Consider the following 25,984-nt stretch of genomic DNA (forward strand, 5'->3'; position numbering starts at 1 on the left):
CGGGTGGCTGCACCGGGCGCTCTAGCGCCCGCAGCTTCTTCCATTGCCCCGGAGGGGGCGGGAAATGGTCGACCGGCCACTAACCCAAGCAATGCTGGCAAACCAAGCAAGGAGCACACCATGTCGCGGTCCGCACGTACACCGACCTGCTCGGCCGGACCCACAAGGCCGTCGACGGCCCGAACGGGACCTACCTCATCACCCGCACGAACGAGGGGGATCGGTACGAGGTGTGGAAATCAGACCAACTGAACGCGCAGGGCAGGTACCGCAGCCCCGCTACCGCCCTTGAGCGGGCTTGCCAACTGGCCGGCATCGACCTCTGATCACCAGCAATCCTGGTAAACGAAGCAAAAGGAGCGCGCAGTGAGCACCCTCCACCACGGGATCAGCTCGTACACCGACGAGATGACAGGCATCCACCACACGCAGATCGCCGGACCCCACGGCACCTACCTCGTGACGGAGGCGAGCGAAGACCTGTTCTACGTCCGCCGGCTGGGCGCGCGAAAGCCGACCGCCCACCGGCGCACCGAAGCCGAAGCGATCGATCTCGCTACGACCCTGGCCGGACTGACCCTCCTCCCATGCGACGAATGCGGCTCCGAACCTGGCGAGGACTGCCAGCCCTGGTGCATCACAGCCCACCCCTGAAACCCAGGGAGAGGCGGGATCGACCACGAGTCTCCCGCCTCACCCAGGACCCACCACCACATCCACGCAACTCCGAAGTGAAAGGCAGACCCATGACACACCCCACGAACAGCCTGCGACAGGCACTGAGCACCGACTACCGGATCACTGACCTGCAAGATTGCCCCCTGATGGCTCAGGAAACACCCGCCTACACCGCCACCCTCACCAGGGCCGGCGTCCGCGTCGCCGCCGTGCGCAGCAACGGAGGAGGAGGTCAGGCCCAGGTCACGTGGACGAGCGCCCACGAACGGGACGCCTTCTGCGACGCTGCTCGCGACCACGCCAAGATTCCGGCCGAATGGGTTTGGGAAGTCCTGCTGAGCGACCTGTACAGCGTCGCCGCGCTTGGCCACGACCTACTCACGCAAGCTGCCGGAGCCGTGCTGGTCCAACTCCCCGATGACGGCGACTGGTTGGACGGGGGACACGTCCGCACCGCGCGGCTCAGTGGGAGGAGCCAGACGCAGGTTAGAGCGAGCCTGCGGACCGAGTGCCCCGGCGCACGTGTCTTTGACCCCGACGTCTGCGACTTCGTCCAGGTCTAGCCAGCCCAGCATCACCACGACCACGAACCTAGTAAACACAAGTATTGCCATATATCCTGGTAATACCAGCAGAGGAAGGGAAGGAAGCATGAGTGAGAGCGTGGTGATGGAGGCGAACCTGGCCGCCGACCCGCGAGTCTTCGAGGTGGACGGACGTGCCGGAGTTCAGCTGAGAGTCATCGAAACTCCACGACTCCAGGTCGCAGACGGTACTTGGCACGACGCAGAGCCGATCGCTCACACCGTCGTCGCATGGGGGAGCCTGGCCGAGAACGCCGGACACTGCCTACGACGAGGGGACCGCATCGTCGTCGCCGGAACTACCTATACCGACACCTGGACCCGCGAAGGCGAACAGCACGGGCAGACCAAGATCAAGGCCACCCATCTGGGACTCTCCTTGCGATGGTGGGCACCCCAGAGTCGAGCGGATGAGCCGATGGGCCGCCGAGCAAGAGTCCGGACCCGTAAGGACGAGGACCGGTGACTGCCGTGTCCTATTGCCAGCAAAACCGGCATAGACGTCTATGCTGGCAACCATGACTATCCCAGGGACCCAGTCGAGGGACAGGCCCACCGACAGGAAGGACGGTTGTCTCGCATGAGCGCTGTCGTGCTTGCCCTGTGCAACCAGAAAGGCGGGGTCGGGAAGACGACCACCACCTATCACCTCGCCAGGTCCGCGGTTGCGGCTGGGCAGAAGGTGCTGGCGATCGACATGGACCCCCAGGCCAACCTGACCATGATCGCCGCCGCCGAGGACGTCGACGCCGACGCGTTAAGCATCGCTGACGTCCTTTCTCCCAGGGTGGGGGAGAGGCTTGCGGAGGTGCTGGTGCCTGGAGCGTGGCCTGGTCTAACGCTGGCCCCAGCCGTCGACACGGCTCTGGCTAACGTCCGAGACGAGCTCGTAGGAGTCCCAGTCGGGAGGGAATCACGCCTTCGCCAAGCCCTCCAAGAGATCTCCGGCGACTACGACCTGGTCCTCATCGACTGCCCACCGGAGTTGGGGCAACTCACGATCAACGCTCTCGTCGCGGCCACCCGTGCAGCCGTGGTCACCGAAGCACGTCTCTTCGCAGCCCAAGGCACCGCCGGGATCATGGGCACCATCGACACGGTGCGCGAGCACTACAACCCCACGTTGCGGTTCGCTGGTGTCATCGTGAACAAGCACGAGCACACCATCACTTCGCGGGAGCGACTGGACGAGCTCGCTGGTGCCGTGCGCGTCATCGACCCTGTGATCCCCAAGCGGGTTGCCATCAACGACGCCGCCGAAGCGGCTACCGGCCTGGACGAGTGGCCCCGCGAAGGCCCCGAGCTGGCCACCCTTTACCGAACGATCCTGCAGCAGATCACCCAGGAGGACACATGAGCCGCCCCACAGCCCGAAAGTCGACGCTGGGTGCCCGCCACCCCGCGGCACCTGCCGCTCCGGCACGCTTGGTCGAGGAGCAACGGCCGGCCACCGCTAGCCGGCAGCAGCCGACAAAGAAGGCCAGCCGCACAGCGCTGACGGTCTATGTCGACCCCGAGGTCGCCAGCCAGGCCCGCGCGTTCCTGCACCAAGTACCCGCAGCGAAGAGCGGATACTCCTCTCTGTCTGACTTCGTCTCGAGCGCGCTCGAGCGCGCCGTCGTTGACGCTCAAGCCACCTACAACGAGGGCGAAGCGTGGCCGCCGGCCGCGGCCGGCGTCCTCCCCTCCGGGCGTCGACAGGGATCCTGAGCCCGACAGAGTCGTGGACATGGACGTTCCCGAGCGGGCACCACAAATCACGGCCTACCCCGTCAGCGACCGTGCGGCCCGCCTCACAGCAGCCCGGGTCCTGCGCTGGTCGACCCTCGCCTCCCCGGCCGGCTGGATCACCACCGTCTCTGGCCTACTCGTCGGCATTGCGCTCATCCGCGCCGCCACCGGCGCTATGCCAGGCCTACTGGTCCTGACCATCCTCGTTCTAGGGGCACCTGTGCTGGCCTGGCTCGGATGGTGGGCAGGGACCGCGCGCACTTCCGCTCCACGCGGCGGGCAATGGTGGATCGCGCACGACCCCGCGCGCGGCACAGCAGTCCTCGCCACTGGCGCTCCCGACCCGTGTGGCCGCGTGAGGATCAGCAGCTTCGGCGCCCACCCGCGGCGCACCGGCCTTGGCACAACCTTGGCCAAGACTGTGATCGAGGCGCAACACCAGCAAGGCCTCTCCGTACACGGCGCCGCGTTCAGGGGAGCGGCGACCAGGTACTACCGCGACCAACTGGGCCTCACCTCCACACCCGTCCGCGGCACCTTAGGTTTCTACTGGCGCGTCACCGACTCGCGGTTAGAAGGCTGAGACTTCACGGCCCGGCAGAGCGGCATCTCGACCTGAAGTGATATCTTCCTAAACCTGACAGAGGGGCGAACCGTAGCTCGCCCCTCTGCTCTCCCCGTCAAGGAGAAGCGGTGACCGTCCGGCTGACGATGCCGGTCATAGTCCCGCCCTACTGCCCTGCCGCTGACATACAAAGCCACCGGCGGGGCAGAGGTCTGTTACCCCGCCGGCGCTGTGCCCCCTGCGCCGTCCCCCTGCTCGGTCGCCGTCTTCCGCTTTGACCGGTTGCTGGCGGCACGCTGGTGCGGCTTGTTCAGGTCGACACAGAGCACGCCTTGCTCCATCTGCGGAACCCACCGCTTCGCCTCGGACGTGTCCAATCCGATGAAGCGAGTGAAGAGACTCCCCGCAATCAGGAGCGGTCCCTTAGAGCTGTCGGCGCTCTGCGCACGCACCGGGTAGGAGTTGGGTCCATCGACAGGCGCACTCCGGAGGCCGATGACGCGCCTGTCCGCATCCCAGAGCAGTTCGACAGCATCTGGACTGTCCATCATCTCGTACGCTGCCCGGTTCATCGACAGCAGCCCGCGCTTCTGGATCGTCAGAGTCGGCACCGTGGACACTGGCGCCGAGCCCTTTTCGTAGACCGTGAAGCCCATCCTCAACCATCTCCTCTCTCTCCTCTGCAGGACACTGTACACCATGCCCGACTTCTACAAGGCGTTGCTCAACTTCGCAGCGACGGCACGGTGTGTGTCCAGTCCTGTACAGAGGGTGTTACAGGGTGCAGGGTGACGCTGGAGGCGGCTTCGTGTCCGAACATCGCAGCGGCACGGTGTGTGTCCAGTCCTGTACAGAGGGTGTTACAGGGTGCAGCGTGGTGCCGGAGGCTGTTTCGAATCGGAACATCGCTGCATGCTGTGGAGCGTTGGAGAATTTTGGACACGCGTTGAGGGTAGGCGTTCCGAGGCAGCTGCGTGACTCGTCTGCTCGCCACCTGCGCTCCCGGCTCAGTGACGACCGTTAACGAGCCAGCCGGCGCAGCGGTCATCGCTGCAGGTGAGGCGTGCACGAAAGTCATGGCTCGAAAGGTAGTGTGCTCGAAAGCCGTCGATGACAGTCTTTTCGAGCACGGGAGAGCACATGGCCGAGTTCGGGTACGCGCGAGTTTCCACTGGTGACCAGAGCGTGGATCTGCAGGTTCGCGCGCTGGTCGAGGCCGGGGTTCCTGCTACGGGCATCGTGACTGAGACGGCGTCGGGCACGGACCCGACGCGGCCTGGCCTTCGCGGGCTTCTAGGTCGGCTGGGGGAGGGGGACCGGTTGACGGTGTGGAGGTTTGATCGAGTGTTTCGCTCGACCCGCCACATGCTGGAGCTCACGGACGACCTCGCCACCCGCGGGGTGGAGTTCCGTTCGTTGCGGGAGAGCATCGACACCTCGACGTCGATGGGCAGGTTCTTCTTCACGGTGGTCGCCGCGATGAGCCAGATGGAAGCTGATCTGATTCGCGAACGCACGTCGGCTGGCCTCGCGGCCGCGAAGGCGTCGGGCAAGCAGCTAGGACGCCCATCAGCTATCACCCCAGCTCAGGCGGCAATGGTGCGACGGCTCCTTGCTGAGGGCTCCACACAGCGCGCCGCGGCTGCTGCCACCGGGGTATCCAGAGCCGCAGCGGGCCGCCTAGCTCGAGGCGAGATCACGACGCTCAACGATGCAATAGATGATGACCCGGACCTGCTCACCTGACGCCCACAACGATCGAACTACTGCACCAACACTTGCGGGGCAAGGAGCCGACTTGTGTCACGAGGCTGTCGGTGGGTCGATCCGCCTTCGCAGGTGTGCCAGCGCCTCGTCCGGGAGTGCCGCCCAGGCCATACGGCAGCCCACCTGGACGAAGCCTTCGATGGCCAGCAGACACGCCTCCACGGCCTCCCGCTCTTCAACGGTCCCAGCGTCGGCGTGCTTCAGCTTCTGTAGTCGGCGACGAGTGACGTTGAGACTGGTGGCCGCAAGCATGTGTATTGGGGACTCTTCCTGTACGGACTGGGAGCCGTGCACCATGCAGAGGGCCTGGCCGCGCTTGGTAGGACGTGTTCTCTGTGTGTCCCGATCCTGATAGATCAAGCCCTTCACGTCGGTGTAGTTGGCGCTCAACCACTCCATCACCTCGGCCTCGGTGTACACCGACCTAAGCATTCGGTCGATGAACTCGACCAGACTGTTGGCGGCTTGAGAGACGGAATCGGCGGAGAACGCCAGCGCATCCTTGGCCCCGCGGAGTTTGCGGTCGAGTACCGAACTGACTTGCTGCAGGAGATCTCGAGACTGACCGGCGATGCGGACACGGAGCTCGGCTGTGAGTTGGATCAGGTCCTGTGCGGTCACCGAGTCCTGACGGACCCGCTGAAGTTCCTTCATGTGCTCGGGCAGCGACACCTTGGTGACAGAGACCTCGAGCGCGTCGAGGAGAGACATGATCAGCTCGATCATGAACCCTCCCGCCGGGTTGAAGTCCATGAACTCACTGATCTCGTCCTCGGAGAGCAGTCCGGCCAGGTCCTCCATCGCGAGTGCGTAGGGCATCAGCGCGTCAACGCCCTTGTAAGCTGCAGCAGCCACCAGGTCGACGTCCCGAGAAACCGCCACGTGCAGCCTGAGGAAAGCAGCCTCACCGATCATGCTGTGCACATGGTCGAGGTAGCCGCGGCGGGCATACTTCTTGGCCAAGGCCTCAACCTTGGCCTCGTCCAAACTGATTAAAAACTCACTCACCCTGGGCCCGTACGCATCACCCATCTCAGCGAACGTCTCCAGTACCGCGACAAGTCGCTGTTGCGCCGGTCGTTCGTCGTGCTCGTCGAGGAGCGCCTCTGCGGCAAGCACTAGACCGTCGAGGACGAGTAGGAACTCGTCCACAGCCCCGATGTCGGCACGCGCGCGCGGGTGCAAGCCATGTAGTTCTCGAGCACTACGCGACGCTCGGATTCGCAATCGCGGGACTTCCGAGGCGCCCTCTCCAGGCGAGGATTGGTTTGCCGCTACGTTGCTCGGCGACGGCTCCCCCTCGGTCACGGCCACTCCTCACCCTGCGTGCGCTGCCAGCACGGCGGCCACGGTTCACCTTACTGGCGTTGCTCGAGCTGGTCGGTGAGACGGACCCGGTGCAACTGCAGGAAGGTGGTGAGTTCGTTCGCAGCTCGAGCCATCGGTTGGCGAGCCGTAACCGGGGAGCGGACCTGGTAGAGCACCGCGGCGACGATTCGCGCTCTAGGCGTACAGGTGGTGGGCGAGATCCTCGACGGGGGAGAAGGCCGGGCCGGCGCGAGATGGCGGTGAGGCTCCTTGGGGCCTTCGTCTCGGCGCGGGGTGCGGCCCATCCGATAGCGGAGCCCCGGCAGGGCGCACGGGTCGCGGTCAACCCGGAGGCCGCTACATGGCGGCCTCCAACCGGCAAGCCGCAACTCGCACCGATTAGGCGAGAGGGGTCGCCCAGCAGCGTCCGAATCGGCGCCGCTGACCCAGGATCGATCCGCACAATCATCCCGGCTCCGACTAGAGGGTTTCTGGATCTGGCGCAGCACCGGGGTCTACTTCCTGCCCTTCTCACTCGCTGTGACGCGAGCAACCCGTGTGAAGCCTTACCGACAGGTCGGCCAGTCCGTCCAGGCTAGCGGTGCTAGTTCCCCAACGTTAGCAGGATCCCCCTGGCGTACAGACTTTTGAGTCCACACGGTACTGGAAGACCCATCGAATTGTTGCCGTTCCCTTTCTCCCGTTGATCAAGACCTTGAACGACCAAGTGCCGTTTAGTTTCTGCGTTTGGGCCCAAGGGTTCTGGCAGGACCAGTGGAAACTATAGTTGACGGGTTGATTCTTGTTGTACGTGCAGTTGGGGGGCGACTTCACCACACTGGCAGTCGCGTTGCTAGTGGCGGCCAGTCGAAGCCAATCAATGACCTTGAAGTTGAACGCCACGTAGTTATTGGACCCCGGTGTGTACTGGGCGTTGAAGGTGCCTGTGTGAGGGTGGGTGCGTGAGTAAGTCCGACTGGCTGACGTGAAGGTCTTCGTCCCAAGCCCGACGGCTGCGGCCTGAGCTAGCGGCGCCTCTCCTGCGAGAGTGGGGTCTGGAATCACTACATCTGCGCTCTGCATACACACATATCCAGGGTCTTCTACGCTCAGTTCACCATCTCCCTCGACGTAGTAGGTAGTTGACTCATCCTCAAATACCACCTCTGCCGCACCTTGGATCGGGCAGGGAACCTGTGCTGCTACCGTCGCCTGAGACCCGCCCCCAACTTCACCTGGATTCTCCGCCGCCTGCGCCGGTAATCCAATTAATGTGGCCCCGGCCAGGGCTGCCATCCCCACGAAAGAAACACACTTCTTCTGCAGCCGATTCATCTTGAGCCCCTTGTCCTGCAATCTTCCGCGGCCATCGCGGGTGAGCTGATACTGGCACCCAGGGGGCGGCACGTCAACGATCTGTACCTCACCCTTACGGGTGAGGGGGCGTGGGTACTTAGGGTGAGCCCAGCAACTGCTACGTTTATCCGCCGCCTCGGTGGGCACGGTGTCAGCCACGGTTGCCAGCCCGATGATCATCCGGACGGCGAGTTTGCTCTTACCCAGCCCAGGTCGGCCAGCATGAACGCGCTCGGCGCGTCGATCAGGTTGGTCAGCGGAACCACTGGAGGGGGTCGCAGCAGATCGTCACGTCGGAGTAGAGGTGCCGTCCCAGCGGCACGCCCTCTACCGGTGCCACAGACCCGGTTGCCCATGGCCACAGGCCGCACACCTGGACTGTGGTCCCCGTGGAACGCCGCCGGCGGCGGCTGCAGGAACGTCGAGCGGCTTCCGGCGGGGACGGCCCACCGCGCACGCCCGGGCGGTGGCCCGCCCGGGCGCCGACGGTCGTCGAACACCTCGGGTCCAGTACCCAGGCCGGCCCAGGACCCGGTTCCATGGGAACGAGGGCTGCGGCGGCGAAGCCGCGACTGAGGCTCATAGCGCCTCCACGCGCGGCTCGAGATACGTGAGCGCACCTACGCCGGCCTTGCGGCCGCTAAGGCGGCTGGGAGGCAACTGGGTCGCCCGACGACCATCACAGCAGCCCAGGCGATCATGGTTCGCCGCCTTCTGGCGGAGGGCTCCACTCAGCGGGCAGCTGCTGCGGCTACGGGCCTATCCAGGGTAGCGGTGGGTCGCCTAGCCCGAGGCGAGATCGCCACGCTCAACCTCGACAGGGGTGAAGGCCCAAATCTGCTTACTCTGCCGAACGCCGGGGAGGGCGAGACACGCTTACCATCCGTGAGTGGAGATTCTGACGGAGGAGCAGTACCCGATGCTGGGTTTCGTTGCTGCATGCAACAGGAACTACTACAACCCCACAGCGGAACAGGTGATGACCTGGCGGCGCAGCCCAGCGCCGCGAGAGGCGGTATATCGACGGGTTCGCACTGCGGGACACCATCCTCAGTCTGATACTTCCGACTAAGCCCTCTCCACATCCGCATCGGTCTCCTTCCGCCCCCCCCGAATCGGATCTAGGGCTGAGAGTGCTCAGCCAGTCAGCGAGTTCGTCGGCGGCGATGAGCCACCGGTCAGGGAGCCGGTATCCGGGGAACTGGCCGTTCTCGAGCCAGTGGGCGATCGTGGCGGGGTCGGTACGCAGGTAGTGCGCTGCGTCCTCGACGGTTAGCTGCGGTGTGTTGGTGAGTAGCTGCTGTCGCAGTGCGGTGCTGGTGTCGCTCATGAGGGGTCCCTTTACTCCGGGGTGGTCGGTTCGACGCGAGGGTGCGTCCGTTCCGATAGCGGATCCCCGCAGGGCGAGCGGGACGGGGGCAACCCGTAGGGCGCGGGGGAGGGGAGTTTCCGGGGCGAAATAAGCGCAGGGAAGAACGACCGGAGCGCGTGCCGGAAAGTTCCCGGGGGAGCGGCCGGTGGAGCCGGCTTGATGCTGGCCCGGGAGTCTGCATCGTCAGGCCATCGGTTCGACGTTCACTGGTTCTGGTTGTCGCCCTGTTCGGTTTGGGCGGTGCCGGCTTTGGCCGGCTGCTTGCGCGGCCGGCCGGGGACGCGGCGTTTGGGTGCGGGGATGCCGATCTTGCGCAGCTCGGCCTCAGTCCATCCGGCCTGGGTGGCCTCTCGGTAGGTGCTCGCAAAGTCGCGGTCTGCTTGCTCGGCGGCCTCACGTGCGCGCTCGGCGTCGGCGGAGGCAGTGGCCAACCGGCGTACGACGTTCACGCGCTCGTCGAGGAGCTGACGCGCGTCGTGTGCGGCGCGCTCGGGGTCCAGTTGCGTGCTCATGCTTCCACCCTAGCGGAGAAGTATCACGGTTTTTGAAGCAGAGCAAGATATGCACTTAGGTACCCTAAGTGCGGCAAAACCTGGACACGGGGGTCCAGGCTCAGGCACACTGGTGTGTGTCCCCACCCCACCGTTGGTGGGTCGCTGCGCTTGGCTGTGGAAAGGCGGTGTCGTGGTGGTCGAGGAATCGAGTCCTCGTGGGTCTACGCGTCGTCGCCGGAAGAACGTTGCCGGGGGCCGGTCGCACGTGCACAAGGTGCGCGTGAGTCCGGAGGAGGCGGGACGGCTGGCTGTCTTGGCGGAGGGTGCCGGGGTGAGCGTGCCGCGCCTGTTGGTCGATGCAGCGTTATCGGAGGACCGGGGGTTGACCGTTGCGGATCACCGACAGGTGTTGACGGAGTTGTTCCGTGTGGATCGGGTGCTCTCTGGTGCGGCGTCCAATGTCAATCAGTTGGCGCGACACGCGAACGCGACGGGGGAGTTGCCGGATCAGCTGGATCACACGTTGGCTCAGATGCGAGCAGCAGTGGAGCAGCTGCACGAGGCGGCGTTGCGGTGGGGTGTCCGGTCGTGATCGTGAAAATTGGCCGGGGTGGTTCGTTTGCTGGTCTGACCCGGTACCTGGTGGGTCCGGGGCGTCGGGATGAGCACCGGGAGCCGCACCTAGTGGCTGGCGACCCGGCGGTGCTGCCGTGGTTCGCTCAGCGTGAGTTGAGCGGCGAGGACGCCGGCCCGCTGGCAAGGTTCTTGGACGCACCCAGGGAAGCGCACGGCGTCAGTGACGAGGGTCGGATCTACCGGTGGGATGAGGACCAGAACCGCATGGTCCACGACCACGACGGGGCGCGGCACGTGTATCACGCGTCCTTGTCGTTGGCTGCGGACGAGGGTCAGCTATCGGATGAGAAGTGGGGCGCGATCGCAGAGCGGTTCGCCGCGAAGATGGGGTTTGCCGACCCGGATGATCCGCGCACCCCGGCCCGGTGGGTTGCCGTGCGTCACGGCCTGTCGAGTGGCGGGAACGACCATGTGCACCTGGTGTTCAATACCGTCCGCGACGACGGGACGAAGGTCAACCTCTACAAGGATTACCAACGTGCCTCAGAGGCCGCTGCGCAGATCGAGTCTGAGTTCGGTCTGCAGCGGGTCGAGGGCCGGGACGGTCAAGTGGGGGCGAAAGCTGCACCTCAGGCTGAGGAGGCGCGCCGGCTCCGGCTGGGTCTGCCCGAGCGGGAGAGCACGACGCTCGAGCGCATCACTCGCGCCGCCGCGACCGCTTCTGCTGATGAGGCGGAGTTCGTGCGCCGGCTGCGCCAGCACCATGTGCAGGTTCGACCGTGGTTCGCCAAGGGAAGTGACTCGGTCGTGACCGGCTACTCGCTGCGACTGCGCTCAGTCGGCGTCGACGGTGAGCACGGTCTGTGGCGTAAAGCGTCGTTGCTGGCGCATGACTTAAAGCTGGACCAGCTGCGCACCGGGTGGCCAGACAGCCCTGAGCACGCCACTGCGGCGGCTGCGGAATGGCGCGCCGGTCAACGCGGGCTGCGCCCCGCGGGTCCCGGCCGGGAGTTGCAGGCACCTGATGACGAGGCGTGGAAGAAGTGGCACACCGAGGTTTCGGCCACGGTGGAGCGGCTGCGGGAGGCGCCGGTTGGGTCGGCGGACTGGTCCCTGGCTGCGCGAGAGGCGTCGGGCACTCTGGCGGCGTGGTCGGTGCGAGTCGAGGGCCGAGACGGTGGTCCCTTGGCGGACGCGTCGAGGGTGTTGGCCAGGTCCGCGCGTGTGGTGGACGACAAGTCCGCGGCGGCACTGGCCCGGCCTGCTCGGTCGCCAGCCGCTGGTGGTGGGGCGGTACTGCTGGCGATGGCAGCGACCTCAGGTCGTGGGCGGGTGGTCGAGGCGATCGTCCTGCGCGAGCTGATCCGACTCGGCCAGGCGGTGCACCAGCTGCACCAGCAGGCGGGCCGCACCACCGAGGCCGCACGCATCGAGAACGTCATGCGTCACCGGTTGGCGAGCGTGAGGGCCACGCTGCCGACTCCAGTGCCGATCGAGCAGCTGGAACGGCTCGGCACCGCCGCGCCGACCTCAGCGGCGACGTGGCAACCCCAGGCCCCACACCGGCCGGGAATCGAGAACGAAGCGCAGCCTCACCCACCGGCGGAGCCGGCGCGCACCAGGACGACCCTGGGGGTTACTCCGGATCGTGGAGTAGAGAGGGAGTGAACACCATGGCGGACGAAGACGGAGTGGACGATTTCGTGGAGTCCCAGGTCCGGCTCGGGCTGTTGCTGGCCACGAAGGCAGCGCACAGCATGGCAGAGCGGCGCCGGGAGGAGATGCGCGCGGCCGAGCAGAACAGCCAGAGCAACACACAGCAGTTGCAGCAGATGCACGAGGCCGAGCGGGCGGCGGCGGTTGCGGCGCTGCGCGGGGTGGGCACGTCCCCGTGGTGGGAGCAAGCCAAGCCTGAGCACATCGCCCGCGAGTGGGAGCGGGCAGCGACCTGGGCGGGTGAGGACCCGCGTGCAGCGCAAGCCCAGGACCGGTTGGTCGATGGTTTGCGCGACAAGTACGGGATCAGCGTGGACCGCGAGTCAGTCGACTATCGGGACCTCGCAGGCATGGTCCGCCAGCTAGAGCCGGCCGCCGAGGACCAGCGCGAGCGGGCGCGCGACCACCGGGACGTCAGTGAGGCGATCCTGTCCGAGGACAACACCCAGGCGAGCGGCCTCGAGCGAGACGGCGAACACGGGACGACCCGCGGGGACGCCGGTGCGCACGCACGCGCCGCTGACCACCACGAAGGGAAAGCGGACCACCTCGCGGGGATCGCGGATAGCGCTCGGGCAGGTCTGTCTGATCTGACGCCGGAGCAGGCAGAGGGGTTCAGTGCCCGGACCGAAGCCTTCCCCTCCGAGCCCGCCGAGGCCGTGCGCGGTGGCGATCGTCACCCCCGCGCCCGCAAAGGCCAACGTCAGGGCCAAGGACGCGGCGTGCAACGCCAGGCCGAACGTAGTCGCTAGGTTTCACGCAGCGATGATCACCGCAACCCTGTCAGAGCACACTGACTTCCACGAGCCCGGCTCTGTGGGTCCCGCCAGATACCGTCCAGCACAGGTCATGCGAAACGCACCCACGAAAGAGAGCCACATCAGATGAGCCCCGCCAAGCGCGCTGAGAAGACACAGCAAGCAACGACGGAGCCGACGGGTAGACGAGTGAACCTCGGGACAGCCTCCGTTAGCCAGCTCTCCGACTGGGAACGCGACTTGCCCGAGCCGAGCCTGACGTTCACGCCTGGCGACGCGCGCAGCACAGGGCTGCCGGAAGACTCCATCGACTTAATCGTGACTTCGCCGCCTTACTGGAACAAGCGTGACTACGGTCATACCGATCAGATCGGTCAGGAGCCCACCGCAGACGCGTACGTCGCCTCGATCATGGAGTGCCTCGCGGAGTGGAAGCGCGTCTTGCGGCCACACGGATCCATCTTCCTCAACGTGGGTGACACGTACTTCAACAAGTCGCTGCTGGGTATCCCCGGCCAGATCGAATGGCAGGCAGCGAAGGGCGACTGGCTCATCCGCAACCGGATCATCTGGGCCAAGGAGTCGGGCATGCCTGATCCGGTGAAGAACCGCCTGGCCAACCGGCACGAGTACATCATCCACCTGACGTACAAGCCCAACTACTACTACGACCTCGTGGGTTACTCCCAGGAGCTCGGCAACGGTGCCAACCCCGGAGACGTCTGGACGATCAACCCTGAACGCAACATGGGTGCCCACCTTGCGCCGTTCCCACGGGAGCTGGTGCGACGCGCAGTCGCTCTCGCGGCGCCGCTGCAGGTCTGTGGCGAGTGCAACGTTCCGCGGAAACGAGTCGTCGAGCGCACCGCGGATCTGGATCCGGCGCGACCACAGGCCAAACGTGCGATGGAGCTCGCCAAAGAGGGAGGCCTGACTGCGGAGCACATCCGGGCCATCCAAGCGTTCGGTGTCTCTGACGTCGGTAAGGCCACCAAGTTCCAGAACGGAACTGGCCGCAACAGCGTCGAGGTGCAGCGCCTAGCTGCTGAGGCCAAGGTCGCGCTTGGGGGCTATTTCCGCGAGTTCACTTTCGCCAAGAAGCGGACGGTCGGCTGGACTGACTGCGGCCATGGTTCGCCGGCTCGCGCGACTGTCCTCGATCCCTTCGCTGGGACTGGCACGACGCTCAAGACCGCAACGGAGGAGGGTCGCGACGCTGTCGGCGTCGACCTTGTGAACTGGATGGATCATCCGAAAGCTTGATCAGCTGAGAGGACCCCGGCGAGCCTCGCCACCGCGGTTCCCATGTCTGCCAGGGCGTGGTCGGTCTGGTCCTCGTCGGACAGGTCGAGCCGGTAGTCGTAGACGTCGATCGATCGAACCCTGCCGACATAGACAAGGCCTTTGGTGCCCCTGCTCCACGGGTGAATCAGCAATGTAAAGCTGAGCCCGTAGCGCAGCGCGTACGTCACGGCCTGCTCCATGTGGGCTCGATCCGGCAGTGCGTCGTCGGAGGTGGGAGTGTTCTTGATCTCAGCTATGAGCGTGACGTGCCCCTCAGCGGATCGCAGAACCACGTCGGGTTGGGCCTTGCCTGCATCGCGAGTAGCAAGTGGCCTCAGGGGAGTCCCGAGCGGCGCAGGCCAACTCTCCGGTATGTCGTAAAGGTCCACTCGCCCTTCCGTGTTGCCGTCCAGGACGTCGATCGGCAGCCGACGGGTGCGTGCGAACTTGGACAGGTTGACACGAACGAACTTCTCGAACAGCTCGTTGGTGTTCACGAGCAGAGACCCCATCCGTACGTCCCTGCCACCGAGGTCCAACGTGATCCCCACGCCTCGCACGATGAGCGCGCATAGGTCTAACACGGGTCGATAGTAGGACCGCGGGTCGGGCAACGGCGTTAGGTTAAGAACCTGGGGGTCGTTGAGGAAGTGCCGCTCGTGATCGTCGGCGACCTCACTGAAGGGGAGAAACTGCCCCGAGAGTCGCCTGAGCCGTGTGCGATCACCCTTGCGTGGCTTCCTACTGGCCTTTGTCAGGTGGTCGTAGATGACCTCCATAGCTGCTTTGATGCAGCGGTTTGCGGGAGTGTCCACGGTGCGCTCAAACCACGAGAAGGCCGACTGGTTCGGGATCCCCCTCGCCGCGAAGCGGTGCAAGGTCAGTGGAAAGTCGATGCGTCCGTGCGGAGTGCTTCCCTCGTCCTGACGCTGCCTGTATGCGCGCAGCAGCCCCGCTTCAAGCACTTCATCGACGTAGTCGAGCAAGGCGTCCGCGTAGCGGTCCATGACCCATTCGTCCGCTGGACCACGCCCTGCGTAGTCACGGACGGCAGACAGGGCCATCACTCCATGCCCAGTCTCGATCACCATGCGCGTGAGGCTCTTCAGGGGAACCCGTGGTCTGACCCTCAGGACGACGCGGTCGTTGATAGGGATCACCCCTACGAAGGACGTCGCTTGGAGCCGGAGGACGCCGCCTGCGAAGTGGGCGCGTAGAACGTCTTTACCGTCGATCTCCGAGTTGAGAACGGCCCTGTGGTCGTCACCGAACCAGAGAGAGGGCTCGACGTCGACGTGCCCGTACTCGACGCACTCCACAACCTGCACCTGCGTGTCACTAGCCATGCGTCAAACCTCAGGTTCGGGGGGCGTTCCTTCCGGACGCGCCTCGGCGACAGGGTCGGGACTTGAGAAGACGTGCTCCCAGCTCGCTTCCATTGCTTCGCGGCTGGGCTGGTCGCGCCGAAACGCACGCTGCACCAGGTACTGGAGCTGGTAGTCCCAGATGTCCCGCAGCGACCCTTCGTCGCTGGCGTCCGAGAAGTAGGCATGGCCAACGGCCGCTGCAGGGTTGCTCTTGGCAAGGCCGTTCATCCGCTCGAACCAGGTCACGACGCGGCGCCTGAGAGCCTCTGGCATCTCGTTGATGGTAAGGATCTCATCGAGGAGCTCCCGGTCAGGTTCCATGGAGATTTTGGCGAAGCGCCGCTCGAAGGCCGCGTCAACCTCGTCGACTCCCCGGTCGAAGGGGTTCATCGTCGCGAGGACGACGAAGTTGGACGGGATCACGATCTTCTCGCTGTTGGCGATGGTGAAGGACAGTTCGCGCTTGCTGCGCTCGATGTAGGTCAGTGCCTCGCCGAAGACCCGTCCCACGTCTGCTCTGGACAGTTCGTCGACCACAAGCACATAGGTGCTGTCGCGGTCCGCCGCTGCGGCCTTCACCAAGCGAAGGAAAGGGCCTTCCTTCCGGCGGAAGCCAGTCTCCGTCGGTGCAAAGCCCGACATGAAGTCCTCGTACTGGTAGCTAGCGTGGAACTGCACGAACTGGTATCGACGGGTGTCTCCACCGGCCATGATCTGGCCTGCCGCGGCGGCGAAGAAGGACTTGGACGTACCAGGAGGACCAGAGAGGAGCACTCCGCCGTACACCTGAGCTAGTCGCACGATCTCCTGCACCCGCGGGTGGTCCGCGGTAATCTCAGGTGCATCGGGCGAGGACGACGCGTGGCCGGTAGTGGCCTTGGCGCGCACACCGATGTCTAAGTCATCGGCGACTAGCGTCCTGACTCCCGTGACGAGTCCCTCAAGCATCGCCTGGCTCCTCGCTGCCAGCAAGCTCTGCCTGGCTTCGGTTGGGCGAGAAGAGCTCGAACCACGAGCCCTCACGGTCCGCAGGCACTTCGCTGGTGAACAGTCTCGAGAATTCGCTGTCCGCGCTCCGCGGATAGTCAAATTTCTCGCGGAACCCACTGACCACGTCGAGCGCTGAAGGCTCCCCAGACAAGACGAAGCCGTCGTTGCGTAGGAAGTAAGCTCCTAGTGCCAACGCTGACACCGGGATCCCGTACAGCAGATCCTCGATGGCGCGCTCGACATGGTCATCGGGCATCGCGTATCCACCCGTAGCAACACCCAACCAGCCGCCACGCCTCAGACGATAGATCGAGCCAGGGGACCAGCTGCCAGCGATGTTGTCGTTGCGCCAGAAGCGCGGCAGTGGATCCCCGGTGCGCTCCCCTCGGTCAATCAACGGAAAGTAGTACGGCTTCGTGGGATGCCCTGGCATCCGGATGAGCGAGAGGACGTCCTCAGATGAGGCGGATGCCTCGGGCAGACGGCCCGCTCGATCTTCTCTGCGAAGGTACAAGTACATGACAAACGTCGGGTGCAGTTTCTGCGCCCCGAGAGTGTCGACGGCCCATCGGACGGCTTCCTTGCTCAAGACGTGAGTCGCGGTCGTCTTACCTTCAGCCACGCAGGTCACCCTAGCGCCCCTTCCGGCACGCGACCCCGTCGGCCCAACTTGGCGACCTGGCGGATCGGTGCTCGGTACTGTCACCTGAAGCTGTACTTGCGAATGACGAAGGCCGGCAGGGCTGAGCGTGCGCAAAGACGGTCGCCGCGCGTCATTTGGTCAAGAATCAGGAATACACGACCTATTCGTCAAAATCAACCGCCATGGCAGTACTGTTTAGTGCTAGCGCATATTGACGCCGTAAACAACAGCCACTATTCCTACAATGACGACGACGCCTGCTACGCCGAGCAAGATGCCTTTGGGGATTTTCTTAGAGAACACCAAGGTGGCAAGCAAGAGACAGAGGCAGAAAAATAAGAGGAGCGCTATGCCCTCAACCGAGTTTAACATTCTGCGACCGCCATAATTGCTGATATTCCTGCCTGTATGCCGCTGGCGCCAGCGGCAAGACCTAGTGCCTGTGCTGAGAAAAAGTATCCCGCTACGTAGACGCCTCCTACTACTGCTCCCGCGGTTAGAATACCGGCGACGATAGTAGCTAGCCCGGCCACTACGAGGTAACTGCAGGTTCCTGTGGGGTCTGTTTGGTTGGTGGGGTTGCAGCCGGCGTAGTTGTAGGGGTTTGCTTCGGAGGGTTGCGTGGGGTTGGTGGCGCGGTGGAGGGGGTCAGTCTGGGTCCAACGGCCTAGTTGGGAGTCGTAGTTGCGGTGGCCGATCTTGTAGTAGCCGTTGCCGGTGACGGCGTTGCCGTCGAGCCATTCGCCGGTGTAGCGGAACCCGATGAGGTCGGTGCCGCCGCCGGAGCCGTAGGTGTAGTCGCCGTAGGCGTCGTACCCGTAGGACTCGGTCCGGGTCCCGGTGGCGTCGGTGCCACCCACGATGGAGCCGAGGTGGTCGGTGAGGTAGTACCGCCAAGACCCGTCAGGCCGGTACTCGGCCAGGACTCGCCCATCGGGTGCCCGCACATAGTTGCGGGTCCCTTCGGTGGTCGTGGTTGAGGCGACACCGAGGATGGAATGCTTGAAGGTGGTGTTGCCGTAGCTGGTGCGTTCGACCTGGCTTGTCCCGTCGTAGGTCGCGGTCTGGGCGCCGAGGCTGCCGGCGTACTTGTGAGTGGTCGAACTTGCTCGTCCTCGGACGTCGTAGCTGATAGCAGTGCCATCCGTGGCCGAGGCGAGCGCGCCGTTGGCGTCGTAGGTGTAGGCGGTGGTCGGCCCATCGACCCTCGTCATGGACGTCATCTGGTTCGCGGCGTTGTACTGGGCCGTGTAGTCGATGGTGGTGTTGCCAATCCCTGCCGTGGACCAGGCGGTGCGGTTGGAGTTGTTGTCGTAGGTGTAGGAGTTGTTCTCGAGGATGTCGCCCTCCGAGACCCCGTGACTGGTCTCGATGCGGCCGTCGGTGTCGTAGGTGTATTCGGTCTCGACGTTGAAGATCGGGTCGCTGATCTCATGGACCGACTCAGTGGGATTCCCGGCAGGGTCAGTGTAGGAGTACTCCAAGCGTGCCAGCTGGGTAGTCGACAAGCCCCCGGAGCGGTACTGGTCGATCTGCTGGATGCGGCCATCAGTGTCGTAGTGCTGGGCGTCATGCACGCCATTGGGGAAGATGACAGCGGCGTAGGTGTGCTCGTCATAGTCGAAGGTGATGGGATTCCCGGCCGGTGGGGTGATCGTGGCGACGTCGTTCTCGTCGTCGTAGGTGTAGGACGTGGTACCCCACGGGGTAGTCATGGTCGCCAGGTTACCGGCCAGGTCGTAGGTGTAGCTGTTGCTCACGTTCGGCAGCGTCTCGGTGGTCAACCGGTTCCGCGCATCCAGGGCCCAGGTCGACGTCTTGGTCTGTCCGGAGTGGAGGTCGGTGCGGGCGGTCCGGTTGCCGTTGACGTCGTAGGTGTAACTGACCCGGCTGGTGGGCACCGCTGCATTCGGAAGCAAGTAGTCCACTCGGGTGAGGCGGTCCATCGTGTCGTAGCTGTGTGTCTGCCTGTTCCCGAGACCGTCGGTGATGGTCCGCAGCCGGTCCAGACTGTCGTAGGTCATGGTGATCGCCCCCAGTGGGGCGGGGCGGGTGATCTTGGTCAGGTTGCACCGCGAGTTGTAGGTGTAGGTCGTGGTGTTGTTGTTGCCGTCCTTGGCGCTGGCCAGTGACCCCGAGCAGGACTGGGACGCGGTGCGGTAGGTCATCTGCGCCTTCATGGCCCCATCGTTGCTGACGTGAGTCATCTCCTGGTCATTGTTGTACTGGTAGTCCAGTGCCACACCCTTGGAGTCGGTGTAGCTGACGGGCCGGTTTGGTGCGTTGCCGTCGTCGTCGTACTCGAAGGTGGACTCGGCGCCGCTATCCCCTTGGAAGGAGGTGACGTTGTACCCGTCGTAGAGGGCGGTGCCGGTGCCACCGCTGTTGGTGGTGTAGCTGGTGACGGAGTTGAACGCGTCGTAGGCGTAGGACTCACCATCGGCGGCGCGGGGCGAGATGAACTTCAGCAGGCGGGCGTTGTTGTCAAATTGGTACTCCCAGGGCTCGCCGCCGTTAGGGTCAGTCATTTGCACGGTTGACACGCGTCCGCCGTCGCCCCCCGAGGGGTGGGTGTAGGTGGTGTGCCCTCCATCGGCCCAGTCAATGCGGGTGAGCCGGTCGGAGCTGTCGTAGGTGAAGCTTGTGGTGTTGCCTCGGGGGTCGGTCAGGCTGGCCAGGTTCTGGTTGCTGTCGTAGGTGTACTGGGTGCTCTTGCCGGCGAAGTCGGTCGTCGAGGTCAGCGCCAGCCCGGCGTAGGTGTAGGACGCGACCCGGTTGAAGGGGTCGGTGATCGTCGCGACCCGATTGTTAGACCCGTAGGTGAAGGTCGTGACACCGCCCTTGGTGTCGGTGATCGAGGACACTCGCTCACCGGCGCCGTAGGTCAGGCTGATCCGATTGCCGCGCTTGTCCTCGACGTAGTCCAGGGCGGGACCGTTGATGAAGTAGTAGCTCATCCCGCTCTCGTGCATCTCGACCTTGTAGTCCTGCGGCCCTGAGGACAGCGCGGTCGCGGTCGCGTTCAACCCCACAGGCTTATCGAATCCGCCATCGGCTGCGGAGTTGGCGGGGAAGATGATGCGGTATCCCGAGGGGCCTTCGAAGAAGCCGGACTGGCCTGCGCCGGGTACAGAGAAGCGGATATCGCTCCCGGTGTCCAGGGTCCACCCGGAACCTGGGATCCCGGCGCTGGCGGGGTTGATGGTGTCCTCGCGGCTGTTGTACCAGCGCCCGATCGACAGGTTCATGTCGGCTACGCCGGGGACCTGCACGTCGGCCGCCTGGATCATCAGGTTGCCGGTGGCCACATTGACGTGCATCTGGGTGCGGTCAGTCAATTGCTCGGTATTCAGGGTGTAGTACCCCAGGTTGCCCAGCAGCGGCTCGCTCCAGGACACAAGCAGGTAGGGCCGGTTCGTGCTCAGCCCTTCGGAAGAGGTGAACTCCCGGTACCCGTTCGTGGACGTCTCCGAGCTAACCACAGCCAACCCGTGGTTGGTGATGTCGCCGGAAGCCCATCCGCTCACCAGATCGTCAACTCCGATGCTGGCCCAGTCGGGGACACAACCCAGTCCACCAGCGGCGAAGTCCACGGATCCGGCTTTGGCGGTCTCGAGAGCTGGGCCGGGCCAAGACACGGTGGCCTGATCCCAGGCTTGCGTCGCGGCGTAGACCGCCACTTCTGAGGGAGTGCAGGTCAGGGACCTCTCGTTGAACAGGCGCAGTTGAGCGTCGTCGATGCTCTTGCCACTAAGGAAAGACAAATCAAACTTCATCAGTGCCCGAGCCTTGCTGCCGCCCAAGGCCAGGCCAGTGCGCAGGTCGGGGTACCCGGAGAAGTTGGCCTGAGCGTCCGACCGCACGTGGGTGTCATGCAGGCCCGTGGTCAGGTTGACTGTGGGGTCGACTGCGACCGGGAATGCCCGGTCCGGCTCGTTCAACCAGTCCTGATCGATCTCCACGCGCAGGACCCGCTGGGTGCCCTCACCGGCCAAGGACAGCTCGACGCCGTCGGAGAAGACACCGTTAGCGTCCTCCATGAACCCGGCCGGAATGGAAGCGACCACTTCATCATCGCCGTCGATGAAGTGGACGCCGCCACCAGCCTCGATGGCTTCGACCCCATCCAGGGTCAACGCAAACTCGTACGCGGTCGGGGCGTCCGGCCCGGCCAAGATCATGTCTTCCTTCACGCCAGTCGGGACGGCCTCAACCAACACCTGCACGTCATCGGCAACGTCGTAGGTGACCGTGGATCCTTCGACCTCACCTTCGACCGGAACGTCCTGCCCGCGCGCTTGCCCGTCGCCGATCGTAGAGAGGCCCCAAGAGATCGACCCGGCATCCTCACCGAGGTCAACGTGCACCAACGACTCATCCCCGGAGGACTGCGCAATCGACATCTCGACATCGGTCGCGGTCGGGGCCACCCGACCAGAGTCAGCCGGTGCGAGGTCGGTGTTGATCTCGACCCACTCGGTGGGCTCCTCGGTGTCCCCGTCAGCGGCGGGGAAATGAACCGGGCTCCCGTACAACCGGGTCTCGAACGTGCCAGCCTCCTCACCGACGAACGTCTTGGACGAGGCTGTCCGCTCTGTGAGCACCTCATCGCCTGTCTGCAGGCCAGTACCGGGAAGGTCTTGGGCCACAGCCTTCCGCGGTTCCAGCGGGGCGTCAACCTCAGGCTCCTCCGCCTCGGCATACGGGCCCGCCCGCTCCTCAAGCGGCGTCTGCGCCCCAGAAGTCGTGACGATCGGCTCAGCACCCGCCGGCACCGCGACCACCCCCACCAAAACCCCCGAGACCACACCTGCAAGACCACGCGCCCAAACGTTCACAAGAACCCCTAAAGTCCCAGCATGCGCCACCCTGCATGGCGCTGCGATAAACGTATAGCGTGCGTCGCCGTTGTTGTCACGTTATGTAGGTCACGTTTTCGTTACCATCGACCCTCTGGACTTTTACCTTCCGAAGGTATATAGGTTTCCTGTATAGATCCACGTGCTGGCGCGCACTGTCGGCGGCTAGGAAAAGTCAGAGCGGGAGTATCTAGTCGAACATTCCGGCGGGGGCTTGCCCTTCTTGGATGAACGGTGGTAGCGGCCGTGTGGTGTGGCCGCGCTCAACGCCGCACCCCTTGAACGGGCCGTGTTCGTCGAGCAGCACGCTCATGTGATGGTCCGCGTGGTCGCGGAGCCAGATGGACATACCGGTGGCTGCGTCGAGGCGTAGGTGTTCCCAACTGCGCCAGAGCGCTTCGAGTCGCACGATCGCTTCGGGATGTTCCCACCATTGGGGGCACCACGTGCGTCCCTGACCAAGCGGTCTCCGGTAGACCTGGAGAAGCCACTCGGAGACGAAGCGCGGAAGGTCGGGGTAGAACAACTCCGGCTCGTCCTTGGGCTGGTCTTGCGTGGTGTCGTCCTTCGGTGCCGGTGCCGGTGCCGGTGCCGGTGTTGGCTCGTCGGCCCATTCGTCCTCAGCTGACATTGTGGTCCCACCGTCCTGCTTCTCGGGTGGCGGTGTCCATACCACCGGTGAGGGTGTCGAGGGTGCGTTCGGCCTGCGGGTCGTGCGTGGCGATGGAGGACTTGATCTGTTCGGCGTGGGGCCCGTTCATCCAAGGAACGGTCTGTACGAGCGTGGCCCGGGCGCCCGAGGCGAGGACCACGGCACGGCCACGGGGCATTGCCTGGAGGTCCGCGACGTCGAGGATGCGCTCACGTTGGAACTGGGTGGAGACCTGACGCCCGCTCTTGCCGTGGCTCACGGTCCGGTTAGGCCGTTCGTACTCTCCGATCAGCTCGGACAGGTCCCGCAGGAACTCGGTCTCGCGGGCACCGCCGCCGTAGACGGCGACGTTTGCGGCCGACCACAGTTTGCGCATCCCTTCCTTGCCCCAGACCTCCACCCCTTGGGACCAGGACTGCAGGATCGTGGAGATGGTGATTCCTCGGGAGCCGTAGTGGCTGTACAGGTCGGGTAGGTCCCGCCACTTGCACACGTTGGCGGCCTCGTCGAGGACCGCGACCATCGGTACCGCCAACCGGCCGCCCGGTTGGGTGCGTGCGTAGGCTTCTGCGGCTTCGGTGACGGCGACCGTCATCGCGGTCACCAACGGGCCGGCGGAGCCGCCGCCCTCTTTCGACAGGGCGTACAGCGTCCCGGATGAGCGCACGAACAGGGCAGGGTCGAACTCGGCCACCTCGTGGCGGCGCGTCGCCGGCGGTGGGCTCACCCACGCCATGGCCTGCCGGTTCACCATGAACCCGCACATCTTCAGGGCCGTGCCGTACACACCGGCACGTTGCTTCTCTGGGGTGTTGATCGTCGCTTGCACCGACGTGGCCAGCAGCGGGTAGTCCTTCTCGCGCAGGATCTGCGCGGCCTCGTCATCGGTGGGGTGCGTCAGCCAGTGGTGCACGTCGGTGAGCGGGCGATTGTCCTCGGCGGCGGCCAGGAGCAGGCCGGTGAGCAGGTCCAGACCGGCGGTGTCGAAGTAGGCGTCCCCGCGAGAGTCGGGGTCCTTGGAGAACGCGGCGAAGCTGCGGGCCATCTTCGTGGCTTGGACCTCGTCGGTGACGTAGGTCAGCGGGTTCCACCACCAGGTCTGCGGCTCGTCAACGATCTGCTGGGGGTCGAAGACCCACACCTTCCCGTGCTCGGCCCGCGGCCCGCGGGTGGCGTCGGTCAGGTCCCGCTTGTTCGAGGTCGCCACGACTGGGCCCGGTGCGGCCATGATCGCCGGGATGGCCCGCGAGGTCGTCTTGCCCGTGCGTGGTCCCCAAATATCGAGGGTCACGTCCTCCCAGGTGGAGAACAGAGGTTGCCCGTTCAGGGTTGTGGCGACCGGTAGGCCGGGGGCGCTCTTGTTCTCAGCGACGCCGAGGCGCTTCGCGGTGCTCATCGCGTTCTGCCGGGACAACGCTGAGATGTCGCGGCCCCGCCCCATGTGGGCACCTGCTGCGTCGACGCGGCTACGCCGGCCACCCTTGCGGGCGCGCAGCACCACAATCAACGCCAGCAATACCAGTAACACCAGGGCTATGCCTCCGGCGACGATCGTCGACTCCGGCTGCAGCCAGGTGCTGGCGGGGACGCCCACCCCGAACGCGGACAGAATCCGCTCGATCGGGTTCCCCTCGGGCAGATCGACGCCAGCCCACCGGGAGCCGAGCGTGACCGAGACCCACACCAACCCGCCACCGCCCAACGCGAGGCCCACGAAGATCCAGGGCAGCAGCTGCTCACCGCTCATCCCGCTGCCGCTGGACCTGTTCGTCGCGCTCATGAGAACTCCTGTTCCTCGGGGTCCACGTTCAGTGAGTCCTCGAGCCGGTCGGCCGCCGCAGGGTCGCGGTGCCACATGCGGTTGGTGTCGTTGACCTCCCGCTCGCACCGAGTCAGTTGGGTGCGGAACGGTATGCCTGGACGCTCACCGACTTTGATCAAGAACTTGCCTCGTCCGGGTGGCTCGGATTCCCGGCCCTCGGTCGAGGACCATCCAGGAGGGGTGCTCCAGGAAGCCAGCATGTCGGCCTCGGCATCGGAGTAGCGCACGATCTGTCCCAGGTCGGGGATCTCTTTGCTCGGTAGCCCACCGGTCACGACGATGCCGGCGCGCTCGATGAAGCCCTTGGCTTTGGCTCGATCCTCAGCTCTAGGCAGGGAGTCCAGGTCGGCGAAGGTGTGGGAGATCATCGACATCCCCACCCCCACAGCCCGGTTGAGCCGCGTCAGCTGGTCGACGCGATCAACCATCCCGGCGCCAGCGCGTAGCGCCCGCCACAGTTCGTCCAGCACCACGAAGTAGTAACGGCGCGGCCCCAGGCCGGCGTCTGCGAGGACGTTCGAGACATGGACGCTGGCGAACCCGGTAGACCAGCACGCCATGAGCGCGGCCGCCTGCAGGTCGTGGTCGTTGTCACCGATCGCGGACACATCGAATGCGACGGGCCGATCCAGACGCATCGGGGTCGTGGTCTGCCCGGAGAAGAACTCTCCGAGGCGACCCGTCAGCAACGCCTGGAGGCTGCGCTGCAAGCCGCTGGTCGCCTCCTGGTATCGGTCGATGGACCCGCGGTCGAGGACGACCTCGCGGATGGTTTCGGGAGCGTCCTCGATGATCTGGTAGACGTCTTTGAGCTCTGGTGCCCGACCCGAAGTGGCGAGGCGCTCGTCCAACACCCGCAGGGCCCGGTCCAGCACGGCGGTCTCGGTATCGGTCGGCTCGGAGCGGCGACTGATCGTCAACAGTGCGGTCATCATCACCACCCGGCGGCGGTGCGCATCGGCCAGTACTGACTCCCGGGCCTCCCCGGTCAGCTGGCGCGCAGCGTCTGTGGCATCGCCTGGGTCGAGGATGTTCAGCCTGGCTCCTTGCCCGGGCGCGATGACCTGGCCACCGATCGCCCGGATGAGCTGGACGTAATCCGGGCGTAGGTCCCCCAGGATCAACGGCAGCACGCCGTAGCCGGCCAGCCCTAGGCAGATTCGCCGCGTCAGCGACGACTTACCTAGTCCAGGCAGGCCGAGGGTGAACATCGACGGGTTGCTGATGAGGTTCGCGCGCATGAACCACGAGATGGGGTCCATACACACGGTCGCCCCAGTGGCCAGGTGCCGTCCCACCGGGACGCCGGTCATCGGGGCGCCAGCGCCGGCCGCGAACGGCCATAGGCCGCACGCCTGCACCGTCGTGGCCCGGAACTCAGGTGGTGGCTGCAACCAGCCCGGTTGTCCGCCACCGTCAACGGCCCATCCGCGCAGTCCCGCACGCGCGGGACCGGAGGCCT

At 65.1% G+C, this 25,984-nt stretch carries 22 protein-coding genes; 11 read left to right on the top strand and 11 right to left on the bottom strand.

Annotation, left to right across the window (positions count from 1 at the left end):
• The first annotated feature begins 366 nt into the window (after window positions 1-366).
• The 6 genes from ACI3EY_RS16860 to ACI3EY_RS16885 all read left to right on the top strand — a co-directional run bounded on the left by ACI3EY_RS16860 (window position 367) and on the right by ACI3EY_RS16885 (window position 3,576).
• Window positions 367-654 carry a hypothetical protein gene (locus ACI3EY_RS16860; protein ID WP_405041216.1) on the top strand — a complete coding sequence of 96 codons (288 nt, stop codon included), beginning with the start codon at window positions 367-369 and terminating at the stop codon, window positions 652-654.
• A gap of 92 nt (window positions 655-746) precedes the next feature.
• Entirely contained in the window at window positions 747-1,241 is a 495-nt protein-coding gene (locus ACI3EY_RS16865; protein WP_405041217.1) for a hypothetical protein, read from the top strand.
• Between the two features lie 88 nt (window positions 1,242-1,329).
• Window positions 1,330-1,728, top strand: coding sequence for a single-stranded DNA-binding protein (locus tag ACI3EY_RS16870; protein ID WP_405041218.1), 399 nt, complete (start codon window positions 1,330-1,332; stop codon window positions 1,726-1,728).
• 114 nt (window positions 1,729-1,842) lie between these two features.
• The gene (locus ACI3EY_RS16875; protein ID WP_405041219.1) at window positions 1,843-2,619 is read left to right on the top strand and encodes a ParA family protein; all 777 of its coding nucleotides are present in this window, start codon (window positions 1,843-1,845) and stop codon (window positions 2,617-2,619) included.
• On the top strand, window positions 2,616-2,972 hold the full coding sequence (locus tag ACI3EY_RS16880) for a hypothetical protein (protein ID WP_405041220.1): 357 nt from the start codon (window positions 2,616-2,618) through the stop codon (window positions 2,970-2,972). Before ACI3EY_RS16875 ends, ACI3EY_RS16880 begins: the two co-directional genes overlap by 4 nt.
• Before the next feature lie 19 nt (window positions 2,973-2,991).
• Window positions 2,992-3,576 (top strand): hypothetical protein, encoded by a 585-nt coding sequence (locus ACI3EY_RS16885; protein WP_405041221.1) that lies wholly within the window; start codon window positions 2,992-2,994, stop codon window positions 3,574-3,576.
• A 197-nt stretch (window positions 3,577-3,773) separates the two neighbouring features.
• Here the strand turns inward: ACI3EY_RS16885 and ACI3EY_RS16890 are convergent, their stop codons facing one another.
• Window positions 3,774-4,259, bottom strand: coding sequence for a hypothetical protein (locus tag ACI3EY_RS16890; RefSeq protein WP_405041222.1), 486 nt, complete (start codon window positions 4,257-4,259; stop codon window positions 3,774-3,776).
• A 439-nt stretch (window positions 4,260-4,698) separates the two neighbouring features.
• Here ACI3EY_RS16890 and ACI3EY_RS16895 point away from each other — a divergent pair, with 439 nt between their 5' ends.
• Window positions 4,699-5,304: a recombinase family protein gene (locus tag ACI3EY_RS16895; protein ID WP_405041223.1), complete on the top strand. Its 606-nt coding sequence runs from the start codon at window positions 4,699-4,701 to the stop codon at window positions 5,302-5,304.
• Window positions 5,305-5,361: 57 nt separating this feature from the next.
• Here the strand turns inward: ACI3EY_RS16895 and ACI3EY_RS16900 are convergent, their stop codons facing one another.
• The 3 genes from ACI3EY_RS16900 to ACI3EY_RS16910 form a co-directional block, all read right to left on the bottom strand.
• On the bottom strand, window positions 5,362-6,477 hold the full coding sequence (locus ACI3EY_RS16900; RefSeq protein ID WP_405041224.1) for a hypothetical protein: 1,116 nt from the start codon (window positions 6,475-6,477) through the stop codon (window positions 5,362-5,364).
• Between the two features lie 2,353 nt (window positions 6,478-8,830).
• Window positions 8,831-9,319 carry a helix-turn-helix domain-containing protein gene (locus ACI3EY_RS16905; protein ID WP_405041225.1) on the bottom strand — a complete coding sequence of 163 codons (489 nt, stop codon included), beginning with the start codon at window positions 9,317-9,319 and terminating at the stop codon, window positions 8,831-8,833.
• A 245-nt stretch (window positions 9,320-9,564) separates the two neighbouring features.
• Complete coding sequence (locus tag ACI3EY_RS16910; RefSeq protein WP_405041226.1) at window positions 9,565-9,873, bottom strand: hypothetical protein; 309 nt, start codon at window positions 9,871-9,873, stop codon at window positions 9,565-9,567.
• A 313-nt stretch (window positions 9,874-10,186) separates the two neighbouring features.
• On the opposite strand from ACI3EY_RS16910, the gene ACI3EY_RS16915 reads away from it, so the two are divergent.
• The 4 genes from ACI3EY_RS16915 to ACI3EY_RS16930 all read left to right on the top strand — a co-directional run bounded on the left by ACI3EY_RS16915 (window position 10,187) and on the right by ACI3EY_RS16930 (window position 14,168).
• Window positions 10,187-10,447, top strand: a complete 261-nt coding sequence (locus ACI3EY_RS16915; RefSeq protein WP_405041227.1) for a MobC family plasmid mobilization relaxosome protein — start codon at window positions 10,187-10,189, stop codon at window positions 10,445-10,447.
• Window positions 10,448-10,539: 92 nt separating this feature from the next.
• Window positions 10,540-12,099, top strand: coding sequence for a relaxase/mobilization nuclease domain-containing protein (locus tag ACI3EY_RS16920; RefSeq protein ID WP_405041228.1), 1,560 nt, complete (start codon window positions 10,540-10,542; stop codon window positions 12,097-12,099).
• Window positions 12,100-12,104: 5 nt separating this feature from the next.
• Entirely contained in the window at window positions 12,105-12,899 is a 795-nt protein-coding gene (locus tag ACI3EY_RS16925) for a hypothetical protein (RefSeq protein WP_405041229.1), read from the top strand.
• Window positions 12,900-13,031: 132 nt separating this feature from the next.
• The gene (locus ACI3EY_RS16930) at window positions 13,032-14,168 is read left to right on the top strand and encodes a DNA-methyltransferase (protein ID WP_405041230.1); all 1,137 of its coding nucleotides are present in this window, start codon (window positions 13,032-13,034) and stop codon (window positions 14,166-14,168) included.
• On the opposite strand, the gene ACI3EY_RS16935 is transcribed toward ACI3EY_RS16930, so the two are convergent.
• From ACI3EY_RS16935 to ACI3EY_RS16965, 7 genes are all read right to left on the bottom strand, one after another.
• Window positions 14,153-15,535 (bottom strand): 5-methylcytosine restriction system specificity protein McrC, encoded by a 1,383-nt coding sequence (locus ACI3EY_RS16935; RefSeq protein WP_405041231.1) that lies wholly within the window; start codon window positions 15,533-15,535, stop codon window positions 14,153-14,155. The genes ACI3EY_RS16930 and ACI3EY_RS16935 overlap by 16 nt on opposite strands.
• A gap of 3 nt (window positions 15,536-15,538) precedes the next feature.
• Window positions 15,539-16,504, bottom strand: a complete 966-nt coding sequence (locus ACI3EY_RS16940) for an McrB family protein (RefSeq protein WP_405041232.1) — start codon at window positions 16,502-16,504, stop codon at window positions 15,539-15,541.
• On the bottom strand, window positions 16,497-17,168 hold the full coding sequence (locus tag ACI3EY_RS16945; protein WP_405041233.1) for a hypothetical protein: 672 nt from the start codon (window positions 17,166-17,168) through the stop codon (window positions 16,497-16,499). Before ACI3EY_RS16945 ends, ACI3EY_RS16940 begins: the two co-directional genes overlap by 8 nt.
• A gap of 386 nt (window positions 17,169-17,554) precedes the next feature.
• Complete coding sequence (locus ACI3EY_RS16950) at window positions 17,555-22,027, bottom strand: DNRLRE domain-containing protein (protein WP_405041234.1); 4,473 nt, start codon at window positions 22,025-22,027, stop codon at window positions 17,555-17,557.
• Window positions 22,028-22,238: 211 nt separating this feature from the next.
• On the bottom strand, window positions 22,239-22,679 hold the full coding sequence (locus tag ACI3EY_RS16955) for a DUF4913 domain-containing protein (protein ID WP_405041235.1): 441 nt from the start codon (window positions 22,677-22,679) through the stop codon (window positions 22,239-22,241).
• The gene (locus ACI3EY_RS16960) at window positions 22,669-24,480 is read right to left on the bottom strand and encodes a type IV secretory system conjugative DNA transfer family protein (RefSeq protein ID WP_405041236.1); all 1,812 of its coding nucleotides are present in this window, start codon (window positions 24,478-24,480) and stop codon (window positions 22,669-22,671) included. The genes ACI3EY_RS16955 and ACI3EY_RS16960 overlap by 11 nt, the downstream gene beginning before the upstream one ends.
• Window positions 24,477-25,835, bottom strand: a complete 1,359-nt coding sequence (locus ACI3EY_RS16965; protein WP_405041237.1) for an ATP/GTP-binding protein — start codon at window positions 25,833-25,835, stop codon at window positions 24,477-24,479. The genes ACI3EY_RS16960 and ACI3EY_RS16965 overlap by 4 nt, the downstream gene beginning before the upstream one ends.
• Between the last annotated feature and the right edge of the window lie 149 nt (window positions 25,836-25,984).

The sequence above is a fragment of the Serinicoccus shuyuelongi genome, assembly GCF_045032955.1.
Classification (GTDB): domain Bacteria; phylum Actinomycetota; class Actinomycetes; order Actinomycetales; family Dermatophilaceae; genus Ornithinicoccus.